The sequence below is a fragment of the Halomonas sp. LC1 genome, from assembly GCF_030247125.1.
GTDB lineage: Bacteria > Pseudomonadota > Gammaproteobacteria > Pseudomonadales > Halomonadaceae > Vreelandella.
In genome coordinates this window covers 66,650-79,831 of the sequence record NZ_JASSPG010000009.1, presented here as the reverse complement: position 1 = coordinate 79,831, position 13,182 = coordinate 66,650, and the positions used below count along the sequence as shown (strand labels likewise).

13 protein-coding genes are annotated in these 13,182 nt (G+C 58.2%); 9 read left to right on the top strand and 4 right to left on the bottom strand.

Annotated features, from left to right (window positions below):
• The first annotated feature begins 11 nt into the window (after positions 1–11).
• From accD to QIT27_RS15135, 6 genes are all read left to right on the top strand, one after another.
• Positions 12–1,022 (top strand): acetyl-CoA carboxylase, carboxyltransferase subunit beta, encoded by a 1,011-nt coding sequence (gene accD / locus QIT27_RS15160; RefSeq protein ID WP_159341952.1) that lies wholly within the window; start codon positions 12–14, stop codon positions 1,020–1,022.
• Positions 1,015–2,307, top strand: coding sequence for a bifunctional tetrahydrofolate synthase/dihydrofolate synthase (gene folC / locus QIT27_RS15155; protein ID WP_285264280.1), 1,293 nt, complete (start codon positions 1,015–1,017; stop codon positions 2,305–2,307). Before accD ends, folC begins: the two co-directional genes overlap by 8 nt.
• 17 nt (positions 2,308–2,324) lie before the next feature.
• Positions 2,325–3,023: an SPOR domain-containing protein gene (locus QIT27_RS15150; RefSeq protein WP_285264279.1), complete on the top strand. Its 699-nt coding sequence runs from the start codon at positions 2,325–2,327 to the stop codon at positions 3,021–3,023.
• 2 nt (positions 3,024–3,025) lie between these two features.
• Entirely contained in the window at positions 3,026–3,616 is a 591-nt protein-coding gene (locus QIT27_RS15145; RefSeq protein ID WP_159341955.1) for a CvpA family protein, read from the top strand.
• Positions 3,617–3,729: 113 nt separating this feature from the next.
• Positions 3,730–5,250, top strand: coding sequence for an amidophosphoribosyltransferase (gene purF / locus QIT27_RS15140; protein WP_159341956.1), 1,521 nt, complete (start codon positions 3,730–3,732; stop codon positions 5,248–5,250).
• A 105-nt stretch (positions 5,251–5,355) separates the two neighbouring features.
• Positions 5,356–6,555 (top strand): O-succinylhomoserine sulfhydrylase, encoded by a 1,200-nt coding sequence (locus QIT27_RS15135; RefSeq protein WP_159341957.1) that lies wholly within the window; start codon positions 5,356–5,358, stop codon positions 6,553–6,555.
• Between the two features lie 73 nt (positions 6,556–6,628).
• On the opposite strand, the gene QIT27_RS15130 is transcribed toward QIT27_RS15135, so the two are convergent.
• Entirely contained in the window at positions 6,629–6,907 is a 279-nt protein-coding gene (locus QIT27_RS15130) for a hypothetical protein (RefSeq protein WP_285264278.1), read from the bottom strand.
• Between the two features lie 334 nt (positions 6,908–7,241).
• Here QIT27_RS15130 and QIT27_RS15125 point away from each other — a divergent pair, with 334 nt between their 5' ends.
• The 3 genes from QIT27_RS15125 (at position 7,242) to QIT27_RS15115 (ending at position 9,906) form a co-directional block, all read left to right on the top strand.
• Positions 7,242–7,799 carry a cytochrome b gene (locus QIT27_RS15125; protein ID WP_285264277.1) on the top strand — a complete coding sequence of 186 codons (558 nt, stop codon included), beginning with the start codon at positions 7,242–7,244 and terminating at the stop codon, positions 7,797–7,799.
• 84 nt (positions 7,800–7,883) lie between these two features.
• Positions 7,884–8,468, top strand: coding sequence for a YceI family protein (locus tag QIT27_RS15120; RefSeq protein WP_285264276.1), 585 nt, complete (start codon positions 7,884–7,886; stop codon positions 8,466–8,468).
• Between the two features lie 103 nt (positions 8,469–8,571).
• Positions 8,572–9,906: an MATE family efflux transporter gene (locus QIT27_RS15115; RefSeq protein ID WP_285264275.1), complete on the top strand. Its 1,335-nt coding sequence runs from the start codon at positions 8,572–8,574 to the stop codon at positions 9,904–9,906.
• 1 nt (position 9,907) lies between these two features.
• Here the strand turns inward: QIT27_RS15115 and QIT27_RS15110 are convergent, their stop codons facing one another.
• The 3 genes from QIT27_RS15110 to QIT27_RS15100 form a co-directional block, all read right to left on the bottom strand.
• Positions 9,908–11,392, bottom strand: a complete 1,485-nt coding sequence (locus QIT27_RS15110; protein WP_159341961.1) for an NCS2 family permease — start codon at positions 11,390–11,392, stop codon at positions 9,908–9,910.
• 239 nt (positions 11,393–11,631) lie between these two features.
• A complete protein-coding gene (locus QIT27_RS15105) occupies positions 11,632–12,822 on the bottom strand; it encodes an amino acid aminotransferase (RefSeq protein WP_253018833.1) in 1,191 nt (396 codons plus the stop codon).
• Positions 12,823–13,161, bottom strand: coding sequence for a 4a-hydroxytetrahydrobiopterin dehydratase (locus QIT27_RS15100; protein WP_285264274.1), 339 nt, complete (start codon positions 13,159–13,161; stop codon positions 12,823–12,825).
• Positions 13,162–13,182: the final 21 nt, after the last annotated feature.

The following is a 13,182-nucleotide window of genomic DNA, read 5'->3' as shown; positions in this document are numbered from 1 at the left end:
GCCTTTTTGATATGAGCTGGTTAGACAAGATCGTGCCCTCCATGGGGCGTATCCAGCGTAAAGACCGTCGTGCCAGCGTGCCCGACGGTCTCTGGCGTAAATGTCCCAAGTGTGAAGCCGTTCTCTACCTGCCTGAATTAGAGAAGCATCACAGCGTATGCCCCAAATGTGAGCACCACTTACGCCTGACGGCGCGCAAACGCTTGGACTGGTTCCTGGATAAACAGGGGCGCGAAGAGATCGCGGCAGAGATCGAGCCGAACGATCGCCTCAAGTTCCGCGACTCTAAGAAGTACAAGGATCGTCTGACGGCGGCGCAAAAAGAGACCGGCGAAAAAGACGCGCTGGTAGCAATGCGTGGCGAGCTGGATGGGTTGCCGGTCGTTGCCGTGGCGTTCGAGTTCACCTTCATGGGCGGCTCCATGGGCGCCGTCGTGGGCGAGAAATTCGTTCGCGCGGCGACCATCGCATTGGAAGAGGGCATTCCGCTGGTCTGCTTTGCAGCGTCAGGCGGCGCGCGCATGCAAGAAGCGCTGTTCTCGCTGATGCAGATGGCAAAAACGTCGGCGGCGCTCGAGAAGCTCAAGCAGGCAGGCGTTCCTTATATTTCAGTCTTGACCGATCCTGTATTTGGCGGCGTATCGGCCTCTTTGGCGATGCTGGGCGACTTGAACATTGCCGAGCCCAATGCGCTGATTGGTTTCGCGGGCCCCCGAGTCATCGAGCAGACCGTCCGTGAAACCCTGCCAGAAGGTTTCCAGCGCAGCGAGTTCTTGCTGGAGCATGGCACGGTCGACATGATCGTTCATCGTCATGACATGCGTGAGCGAGTAGGCGGTGTGCTGCGTAAATTGACGCACCACAGCGCTAACCCCTCGAAAGGCGAGCAGCCGGACGCCGAGGTTATCGAGCCGGTCGTCAACGAAGAACCGTTGGCAGACGCGTTCGAGTCACCGGCTAGCGGTGGGGCCAAAGCGGACGTACGCGCTGCACCGAGCGATGACGCGTCTCGCAATGCCTAACACGTTAGCGGAATGGCTTCATCACCTGGAAACCCTGCATCCCGTAGGGATCGATATGGGGTTGGAGCGCGTCTCTTTAGTGGCCAAACGCATGGGGCTGCTGGATCGCCCCATTGCCAAACGGGTCATCACGGTGGCGGGTACCAATGGCAAGGGTTCGACCCTTGCCATGATCGATTCGCTGGCGCGTGCACACGGCTGGCGTACGGGCACCTACACCTCTCCTCATCTGTTGCGCTACAACGAGCGCGTCACGCTCGAAGGTCGTGAAGCCAGCGATAAACGCTTGGTAGAGGGCTTTCAGCAGGTAGAAAACGCCCGCCTGCAAGCGCCTGTCGTCAGCTTGACTTACTTCGAAGCCGGTACGCTCTGTGCGTTGTGGTGCTTGGCTCAGGCCGAGTTGGACCTGGCCGTGCTGGAAGTGGGGCTGGGCGGTCGTCTGGACGCGGTGAATATCATCGATGCAGACGTGGCGATCGTCACAACCATTGCCTTGGATCATGCCAACTTTCTCGGTACTGATATCGAGCAGATTGGCCGTGAGAAAGCGGGGATTTTTCGCCCGCTCAAACCGGCAGTGCTCGGAAGTCAGGCGCTACCTGCCAGCGTATTGGATTCCGCGATTGGTATCGCAGCTCAAACCTATGCGCTGGGAGCCGCGTTTAGCCACAGCGCTGGCGACGTGGCAGGCGCGACCTGGTGTTGGCATGGATTGGCGGCAGATGGCGCTACGCTCTCGTTGGATGGCCTGCCAGACCCAGGTTTGCCGATCGATAATGCCGCCACGGCGCTGCAAGCGCTGTCGCTGGCCGGTATCGTTCTCAAGGTCGATACCGTGCGCAAGTCGCTTCGCACGGTCACGCTATCCGGGCGCATGCAGTGGGTGGGCCAGTGGTGTCTGGACGTGGGCCATAACCCTCATGCCGCGCAGTATGTCGCTAGGCGCTTACCGGCACCGCCCAAGGGCGGTCGGCAGTGGGCGCTCATCGGCATGTTGAATGACAAGGATGCCGACGGCGTCATTCAAGCCCTATTGCCCAGAGTGACCGACTGGGTGTGCGTGAGCCTTGACGGGGAGCGTGGCCGCACCGCAGCGGAGTTAGCCGAACGTATTACGTCGCTCGGCGGACACGTGTATGATTGCGCCGACTCCCCCGCGGCGGGAGCTGCCAAGCTGGCCAAGCAGCTCACCCCCGAGGACCGCGTGCTGGCCACTGGCTCGTTCTTTACGGTCGCTGAGTTGCTGGCGATGCCGCTGCCGCAAGCCACGTTGCGAGCGCGCTAAGCTTGATGGAGAGGGATATGAAATACGGTAAAACGGAACGCATTAGTGGCATCGTGATACTGCTGGCGCTGCTGGCCATTGTTGTTCCATGGCTAATGAGTGATCCTGCGCCGCGTGAAGAGCGCCCTCAGCCAACCTTTGTCATCGAGCAGCCCGTGGATGTCGTCCGTCAGGACGTGCCCGCACCGGAAATGCCCGAATCCATTTCGACGCCCGCTCCCTCCGACCCCGTCGAGACAGACGAAGAGCTCGAAGAGCCGATTGACGAGATGCCTCGTGCACCGCAAACCGATCAGGTCGTGCGCGCCGAAGCGTCGTCGACTCAAGAGGCTCCTTCCGAATCGATGTCCTCGTCACCAGCGCCGGAACCTGCCTCTCCACCGCAAGACGACCCCATCGCTGCGCTGGTGGCCGCCAATGAGAGTCGTAATAGCAGCAGCGGCAATAGCAGCAGTAGTGCTTCTTCCGGTCCGGCCGCTCAGCAGCAAGGGGAGTGGGCCGTTCAGGTAGGCAGCTTTGGCGATACCGCCAATGCCCAACGCATCAGCGACCAGCTCAGTGGCGAAGGATTCAGTGTCTTTCAGCGGGCCAGAGACAACAACCTGACTACCGTACTCGTTGGCCCTTATGCCACCTCCGAAGATGGCGAGGCAGCCATGGCCCTGATCAAGCAGCGGATCAATGTCCAGGGCCTGCTTGTGCGAGTTAGAGATTGACCATGGCCTTGACCTGGATTGATGCACTGTTTCTAGCGGTTCTGGGGCTGTCCATGCTGGCCGGGTTCGTGCGTGGTTTCGTGCGCGAATCGCTGGGGCTGGCCGCTTGGGTGGTGGCGCTGATGGTAGCTCGTGTGCTGGCTGAGCCCGTCGCCGAGCTAATGAGTGGCTTTATCGATAGCTTCGATGCCCGCTTGGTGTTGGCGTTCGTCCTGGTGATTTTTGCCGTCATCTTGTTATGTGGCATCGTCATTCGCGTGGTGCATGCGGCCGTCGAGTGGGTCGGCATGGGGTTGTTGAACCGGTTTGCGGGCGCTGCGTTTGGTATCGCACGAGGGGCGGTCATTCTTCTGGTAGCGACGGTCCTGATTACCTTGACGCCCCTGGCGGAACTCCAGGCGTGGCAACAGGCCTCGCTGAGGCCTACCTTCGTCGAGCTACGCGACTGGGCGGTTAGTCAGCTCGACCAGTGGGAGCGTGAATTACCAACGCCCCCAGAGTCACTGCGCGATATTTCGCTGCCCGAGCTGCGCCGTGCGCAGCCAACGCTACCCACCAGTGGCGCTCCGGAGGTGGAGACGGACGCGCAGTAGGGCGTTGCTTGAAAATTCTTCGCTGGCGCCGGGTCACGGCGCCAGTGTTTGTCAGTTAGATGAACGTACGGGCTTGCGTCCGTAAGCCATGGTATCAAAGCGAGGTAACTGGAATGTGCGGTATAGTAGGCCTTCTGGCCAAGCAGGCGGTAAATCAGGGAATCTACGATGCCCTGACCGTACTTCAGCATCGGGGCCAGGACGCTGCCGGCATGATGACTTGGAGCGAGGGACGCTTCCTACTGCGCAAGAGTAACGGCTTGGTCCGTGACGTCTTCCACACTCGCCACATGGCACGCCTCAAGGGCAATTTAGGGATTGGGCACGTTCGTTATCCCACGGCTGGTTCCTCCAGTGAGGCGGAGTCGCAGCCTTTCTACGTCAACTCGCCTTACGGCATCGCGCTGGCTCACAACGGCAACCTGACCAACTCCGAGCAGTTGAAGCAGGAGCTGTTCTCCACCGACCTTCGTCATATCAATACCAGCTCTGATTCCGAGGTGCTGCTGAACGTGTTTGCCCACGAACTGGGCAAGCAGGGGCTGCACCTGGAAGCAGAAGATATCTTCGATGCGGTTCGTAGAGTGCACCGGCGCTGCAAAGGCGGCTACGCGGCGGTCGCGATCATCAATGGCTTTGGCATGGTAGCGTTCCGTGATCCCCACGGTATCCGTCCGGTGGTCTTCGGTACCCGTCAAGACGCCGATGGCCAAGAGGTCATGATTGCTTCTGAATCCGTGGCGTTGGATGTCGGTGGCTTCGAACTCGAACGCGATCTGGCTCCCGGCGAGGCGATTTTCGTCGATATGCAGGGGCAAGTGCACACCCAGGTGTGTGCGGATCGCCCGCAGCTGCGCTCGTGCATTTTCGAGCACGTGTATCTCGCCCGTCCCGACTCCATTCTGGACGGTGCCTACGTGTACGGCACCCGAATGCAGATGGGTCGCAAGCTGGGTGACCGTATTTTGAACGAGTGGCCGGACCACGATATCGATGTGGTTATTCCCATCCCCGATACCTCGCGAACCTCGGCACTGGAGATGGCGCAACATCTCGGCGTGACCTACCGCGAAGGCTTTATGAAGAACCGCTACATTGGCCGTACCTTCATCATGCCGGGCCAGACTCAGCGTAAAAAGTCGGTGCGCCAAAAGCTGAACGCCATTGATGTGGAGTTCAAGGGGAAGAACGTTCTGCTAGTGGACGACTCCATCGTGCGCGGCACCACCTGCAAGCAGATCATTCAGATGGCGCGGGATGCCGGTGCGCGTAAGGTCTACTTTGCCTCCGCTGCGCCGCCCGTGCGCTATCCCAACGTGTATGGGATCGACATGCCAGCAGCTTCCGAGCTGATTGCCCATGGTCGTACCGAGGACGAAGTGGGGCAGTTGATTGGTGCAGACCGCATTTTCTATCAAGATCTAGAAGACTTGAAAGACGCCTGTCGGGAAGTCAACCCAGACATGGAGGCCTTCGACTGCTCGGTGTTCGATGGTAACTACGTGACGGGCGACATCGACGACGCGTATCTCGCCGTTCTAGAGGCGAGCCGTAACGATGCGGCAAAAGATCAGAGCGCGGGTGACCACGCCTTGGTCGATATGCATAATCAAGACGATGATCTGGACGATTGAGCGTCGACGCCTGCGGTGCGGTTCGCCCGCAGGCGTTATGCCTAAGTTTTTTGCACATTGAATGTGCAGCTTTTTGATATCGCGGTTGGAATAAGGGGCTCTGCCATGCACGACGATAGCCATCAGGATGAGTGGTCGCTGGAAACGCTCGCCATTCGGGCGGGGCATCACCGCACGTTCGAGCAAGAACACGCGGAGCCGATTTTCCCCACGTCGAGCTTTGTGTATGAAAGTGCTGCCGAGGCGGCGCGCAAGTTTGGCGGAAAAGAGCCAGGCAACGTGTATTCACGCTTCACCAACCCGACCGTTCACACCTTTGAGCGTCGTTTAGCAGCACTGGAAGGCGGCGAGCGCTGTGTGGCCACCAGCTCCGGTATGTCGGCGATTCTTTCGACGGCGCTGGCGTTGCTATCGGCGGGAGATGAAATCGTAGCTTCCCGCTCTCTCTTTGGCTCTACGGTCAGCCTGTTCGATAAGTATTTGGGTAAGTTCGGAATCACCACACGCTATGTGGAACTATCCAATCTTGCTGCTTGGGAGGAGGCAATCAGCCCCAAGACCAAGCTGATGTTTGCCGAAACCCCCTCTAACCCGCTTTCTGAAGTGGCAGATATCCCGGCCCTAGCAGCGCTTGCCAAACGCAGTGGTGCGCTGCTTGCCATTGATAACTGCTTTTTGACCCCCGCTCTGCAGCAGCCAATCGCGCTGGGTGCCGATTTGGTCATTCACTCTGCGACTAAGTACCTGGACGGACAGGGGCGCGCCGTGGGTGGCGCGGTCGTCGGTAAGCACGATGTGTTAGAGGAAGTCTTCGGGGTGGTGCGTACCTGCGGGCCCTGCATGAGTCCGTTCAACGCGTGGATTTTCACCAAAGGGTTGGAAACGTTGTCGCTGCGTATGAAAGCGCACTGTGACAATGCACTGACGCTTGCGCGCTGGCTCGATCAACATCCGGCGGTGAACCGCGTCTATTACAGTGGGTTGGAAGCCCATCCTCAGCATGCGCTGGCGAAACAGCAGCAGCAGGGCTTTGGCGCGGTGTTGGGGTTCGAAGTCACAGGAGGGCAAGAGGGTGCGTGGCAGGTCATTGATGCCACCCGTATGCTTTCCATCACGGGTAACCTGGGTGATGTCAAAACCACCATTACCCATCCGGCGACGACCACCCATGGCCGTCTTTCAGACGCACAGAAAGAGGCAGCAGGCATTGCGCCGGGGCTCATTCGCGTAGCGGTAGGACTAGAGAGCCAAGAGGACATCCAACGGGACTTGGCTCGTGGCTTGGATGCGCTAGCGGCGCGCTGAGTTTGCAAGGCGCGTCTCAATAAAAAAACCCACCTGCCGGTGGGTTTTTTTTACCTAATTACCTAAGCGATGCTTAGGAAGCATTGCGATGCGGCAGGTCAGACTGTGCGATTTGACTGTCGCCACGGTTGGCAGACGTCGCTTCGGAGTGAGGCTCAGAGACACGGTTTTTGGCAGCGTCGCCGTTTACCAGTGTCAGGTCTGCAGGCGTCATCTTCAGGCTGTCAGCGCTGTGATGGACCGCGGAGCTAGCATGAACGATCTCATTGAGTTCCGCAGAGCCTTGCTCAGCGAGCGCGGCAGTGGAGGTCAACGTCATGGCAATGGCAGAAATAAGGGTCAATTTTTTCATGTGTCATACTCTCTATAGATAATGGAACGTGTTCTTTGACGTGGTGACGTGTCGTGTCAGAACGTGCGCTAATAATAAGCGCGCTAAACAAATTGTAAAATTGATTAAAATTGCTGGTTTTGTTCGATTTTTTAAACTTTCGTCTAAGGTGCAAAATGTTGGCGTATCGATGCGCTTTCGTGAGGAAGGGGGCAAGCCGTTAGCGACGTAACCAATGGTTTTTACGAACGATGTATTCTGCTTTTTTCAGCAGAGTTTTGGCCGGTGAGACGGTATGCTCTTAACGAAACGAGCGGGCAGCCACTTGCGAGCAGTTTTACACGGGGAATCAAGGATGTTGCGGAACACGCGCAGCGGTTGGGGTGTCATTAGTATTCTTTTTCACTGGCTCAGCGCCCTGACGATCATTGGATTGTTCATACTGGGCTGGTGGATGACCGGGTTGGGTTACTACGACCCGTGGTACAACCAAGGGCCATGGGTTCACCGCTCGATCGGTATTTTGTTACTACTGGCGACCATAGGCCGATTGGCGTGGCGTTTCGCGCAACCCACGCCTGCGGCAGAGGGTCGTCGTTTTGAACGGCTGGCCGCCCATCTGGGGCATATCGCGCTCTACGTTTTATTACTGCTGGTTTTGACCAGCGGCTATTTGATTTCCACCGCCAACGGGCGCGGCATCAGCGTATTCGACTGGTTTGAAGTACCTGCAGTGCTATACGACTTGCCCAACCAAGCCAGTTTGGCCGGTGAGGTTCATTGGTACAGCGCGCTTGCACTCATGGTGCTAGCGGGTGGTCATGCGGTGATCGCATTGGTGCATCACTACCGTTATCGCCATGCTACGTTACGCAGGATGATGAATCCGCGTTATAGCAAGACAGATCATTGAGATATTCGACACTTTTTGAACGCTGTTACGGCATGAAGTGACTTTGCTGGCAGTGCCCATAAGGAAAGAAAGGAGATGGACATTATGATGAAGAGAAGCGTAATGGCAGCAGCGGTCGCGGCAGCTGCGCTGGTTCCCCTGAGCCAAGCACAGGCCGCTGATTATCAAATTGATACGGAAGGCCAGCACGCCTTCGTTCAATTCAAAATTAACCACCTAGGCTTTTCCTACATTCTAGGCAGCTTCGAAGAGTTCGACGGCCAGTTCTCCTACGACGCTGACGACCTAGCCGCATCTTCCGTTGAGATGGAAGTACAGGTAGATAGCCTGAACAGCAACCATGCAGAGCGCGATCGTCACATCCTGAGCGGTGATTTCCTGAACGCCAGCGAATATCCCACGGCGACCTTCACGTCGACCGGTTTCGAACCAACGGGCGACAACGAAGGCGTCGTCACGGGTGAGTTGACGCTGCACGGCCAAACGCAAGAGATCGAGATGCCGGTCACGCTAATGGGCGAAGGTGAAGACCCCTGGGGCAATTACCGCGCAGGCTTCGAGGGCAGCACGATGCTGACCTTGGGCGATTTCGGTATCGACATGAGCGATTTTCCGGAAGCCATGCATGAAGTCGAGCTCTACGTGACGTTCGAAGGTATTCGCCAGTAAGCGATACCGGTCCAGAACGCCGCCACCTTCACGGGTGGTGGCGTTTTTTGCGTTTAGTCTTTCTAGTTTTGTGACGCTAAGGAGTCCGTTTTTGGCAGCTGTCATGCAACAACGCGAGTTGGCGATAACCCTATGGCGGCAAACGTGGCCAATGGCCATTGGTGTGCTGGCGCTATTGGGTTTTCAGCTTGTGGACAGTGCGTTTATCGCACGTTTGGGCACTGCGCCGCTGGCGGCTCAGTCGTTTACGTTTCCGCTATCGTTTTTGATTATCGGCATCCAGGTGGGAATGGGGATCGCCATTGCCGCGCTGATCTCTAGAGCGCTGGGCGCAGAGGAGCACGCCAGAGCCAAACGGCTCTCCTGCCTAGTGCTCATGGCCGGTGGGGCGGTCATTGCGTGTTTAGGTCTCGTGTTATGGTGGTTACAGGTGCCGCTGTTTCAATTGCTAGGCGCGGACGACACGGCGTTGGCCTACATTCGCGCTTACTGGGGGCCACAGCTTTTAGCTGCGTGGCTAGGTGCCGTGCTCTATTTCATGTACAGCGTCTTCCGTGCTCATGGGGATACCCGTATGCCGGGGAAGATGATGGTCGTCAGTAGCCTCGTCAACCTGGCACTGGATCCGCTATTCATTTTTGGTGTAGGTAGTTGGGACGGCTGGGGCCTGCCAGGCGCGGCTTGGGCGACTGCAGTGGCATTTTCTGTGGGGTTGCTGCTGACGGGGCGAAAGCTGCATCGAAGTCAGTGGGCCACCACCGACGGCATTGGCCGGGAAGCGAAACGCTCGTGGCGACCGTTCATGGGTATTGCGGCGCCGGCCATGGTCAGCCAATTGATGCCACCTTTGGCCGCCATGCTGGCGATTGCCGCCGTAGCGGGCTTAGGGGATACCCAAGTAGCGGCATGGGGGTTGGCGAGTCGTCTTGAGACGCTGTCACTGATGGTGATTCTTGCCATGACCATGTCGCTGCCACCCTGGTTGGGGCGCTGCTACGGCGCGGGCGACTGGGGGCAAATTCAACGGCTGCTTCGTTTGGCGCTGAAAGTGGCCGTGATTTGGCAGTTGAGCCTGGGAGTCCTGCTTGCATTGGCATCGCCTTGGGTGGCGATGGCGCTGGCGGGTAATCCCGAGGTGCAGAGTGAGCTAGCGCTGCTGATCCGTTTCCTGCTGCCCAGCTACGCAGCACTGGGAGTGTGCATGCTGGTGGTGTCGGCAGGTAATGCGCTGGGCTGGCCGCTGCGGGCCATGCTGCTGTCGAGCGCACGGCTGTTCATCTGCTACTTGCCCTGCCTATGGTTGGGCGCGCAGCTATTTGGCTGGACAGGCCTGGCCGCAGGCGCTGCCATAGGTAATTTGCTGGCTGGGCTGACGGCGTGGTTCGTGTTGAAGCGCATTCTCTCCCGCCCGCATCGGCAGGCGGGAGTTTCGCATTGAATCAGCGCTTATGAGGGGCTTCTTGAAACGAGAAGTAGACGAACAGTAACGCCATCGCCAAATAGCCCATGACGAACTCCGGCGCGGCGTTGAAGGCCAGTTTGGGGGCATGCATCAAACCGACGAACGAGAAGCCTGCGGCAATTACGGCGAAGGCCGCTGCTCGGCGAAATTGATGGTCGATCACCGAAACGGTCATGGCACCCAGGAAGATGGCCATGAACATGGCGCCTTGGCCCATTACGACGATGGCACTGGAAATGTCGCTCACCACTTCGCCCGCTCCTCGGTTGAAACGGGTCATGACGTAGTTGGCGAAGTAGGGCAGCATGGCCAGCGCAATGGCTGGGTAGTAGCGCGTGTCGTTGGCTTGGAACGCCGTTGCAATCATCGACATGCCGACGAATACCAAAATCGGAGCGACGACGGAGACGGGGATGATGGCGGCCAGCGCAGCAATGAGCCCGAACATGGTCGCTAGTGCGTAAACCGCCCCGTTGAGCAGGCTGTAGCCGCGCCCTGCGCCCATCCATTTCGCGCCCACCGTGGCGATATATACCGTCGTAGGAAACACGCCGCCAAACAACGCGCCGATCATGGTGCCTGCACCATCCACTGCCTGGCACTCGCGCACGTCGTACTTGTCGCCAGCGGCCTCCATGGCTTCGACGTTGTTCATCGTCTCGATGGCGTTATAGAGCGTGATGGGCAGTACCACGGTCAACACGGCCAGCATGCCGGTGAACAGCAGGCCTAGCCCTTCGAACCAAGCAAGGTTGGGGAGTAGCGGATAAAAGCCGAGATGCGTGAACGCATCGCTGAAGCGTTCACTGCCAGCGTCGCCGATCAGATAGGCCATGGCCGTTCCCACCACGATGGCGAACAGCGATGTCGGTAGTTTGAAAGGCATGCTGACGCGGGCCACCAAGCCAACGATGATGATCCCTAGCACCAGCAGGCCAATGACCGGCATTTCCAACGTTTTGAACAGCATTTCACCGGCAATGAAGGTCAAGGCTACGCCTGCGACGGCGCCCAGCATGGCGGCACGGGGTAGGTGATACTGTACCCAGCGGCCGATGACGCTAATCACCGCTTCGATGGCGCCGCTGATGAAGCAGGCCGCTACGGCGACTTTCCATGCGAGTTCCGCATCGCCGGTGAGCTGTTTGGCAGGCAGGAGAACGCCAAACAGAAACACAAACATGACGGGGGTCGAAATGCCGTAGGAGAGGGCGGTGACGTCGCTGCGGTTCTCTTTGCGTGCGAGCCTGGCGGCGCTCCAGGCGTAGTAGAAGTTACCGACCATCACCGCGACGGCGGCGCCGGGCAGCACCTGACCATAGACGATCGACGTGGGAAAACCCATCCCTAACATCGTAATCGCGATGATGACGAAGTTAGCGATATTGTTTTGAAAGAGCGCAAAGAATGCGTCGGTATCTTCCTTTTTGTACCACGGGTAGTGAGTGCCGGCAGCCGCCATGATATGCCTCTTGGTTATGGTGTGTTGTATACAAGGCTACGCTGAGTGTGCCGAAAGTTTGACTGATCGGTCAAGCGCTGCGTTGTATCGGACGCCGCACGGGCGCCCCAGGCTCTGGCGGCGAAGGCGCAATTGTACACAACCTTGGCCAAAGGGTTGATAACCTTATGGCTTTTCTTGTGGGTGACCAAAAAAAACGCCCAGGCGATGGCCTGGGCGCTGTGACGGCATGCGATGTATTAGTCGTTAACTGCCGCAATTGCTTTGGCGAGGTAGGGAAGGTTCTCGTGGGAGAAGCCCGCCACGTTGGCACGACCAGAGCGAACCATGTAGATGCCGAACTCGTCACGCAGACGGTCGACCTGTTCCGGCGTCAAGCCGGTGTAGGAGAACATGCCGCGCTGTTCGGCCACGCAAGCGTACTTTTCATCCAAGCCGTAGGGCTTCAAGGCTTCGACGAAGTCGCGGCGCAGCGTGTTGATGCGGTCGCGCATTTCGGTCAGCTCTTCACGCCACAGGGCGGAAAGCTCGGCATCGTGCAGAATCTCGCTGACGATCGCACCGCCATGAGCGGGCGGGTTGGAGTAGTTTTCACGCGCTACGATAGCCACCTGAGAGCGCACGTTCTCCATCTGCTCAGTGTTTTTGGCGACCAGGATCAAGCAGCCTGTGCGCTCGCAGTAAATACCGAAGTTTTTGGAGCAAGAACTGGTGATGATCACCTCATCCAGATTCTCGGCCAGTAGGCGAACGCCGTATGCGTCTTCGTCCAGACCTTCTCCGAAACCTTGGTAGGCAAAGTCGATCAACGGCAGCAGCTGACGCTCTTTCAGCACGGCCATGACCTCTTGCCACTGCGACTGAGAAAGATCGAAGCCGGTGGGGTTGTGGCAGCAGGCGTGCAGCACCACGACATCGCCTTCAGGGATCTTTTTCAGCGCGGCCAGCATGCCTTCGAAGTCCAGACGGTTGTCCGCATCGACGTAGGGATACTTATGCAGCTCGATACCCGCTGACGTGAAAATGCCGTGGTGGTTCGGCCAAGTGGGGTCGCTCACCCAGATGCCTTTGCCCGGCAGCTGGCTGGCCACGAAGTCGGCCGCCAGGCGCAGGGCGCCGGTGCCGCCCGGTGATTGAGTGGCGCTGGCTCGCTTGGCGTCGAGCACCGGAGAGTTTGCCCCCAGTACCATGGGCAGCACGGCGTCGCCATAGGCGGGAGCGCCGTGGGAGCCGATGTAAGTCTTGGTGGTTTCATTCTTGAGCAGGCGAGCTTCTGCTTCCTTGACGGCACGCATGACCGGCGTGTTGCCAGCAGCGTCTCGATAAACACCGACACCCAGGTCGACTTTCTGCGGGTTGGTATCTTTTTTGAAAGCTTCGATCAGCCCGAGAATCGCGTCTCCAGGGACTCGCTCAATTTGCTCAAACATTTATTCGGCTACCTCGTCGGTTCTGGCGGCAAGAATGAAGTCGTTAAGATGCAGGCCGTTGATTTCATGGGACCACCAAGTGACGGTGGTTTTGCCCCATTCGGTGACCAATACAGGATGATGACCCGCCTGCTCTGCGACATCGCCCACCCGCTGGCTAAACGCTAGCGCGTCGGCAAAGTTACGAAACGTGAATTGTCTCGACAGCTTCATGATGCCATCGTGTTCGATAATCTGCCACTCTGGAAGTGCCTTGAGGTGCGCTTGGCATGCGTCATGAGTGAGCGGCATGGCGTTGCCGCTGCAAGGTTCGCACTGTAATTGCGCTAGCGATGTCATGGGAGTACCTTCGCGTTGAAG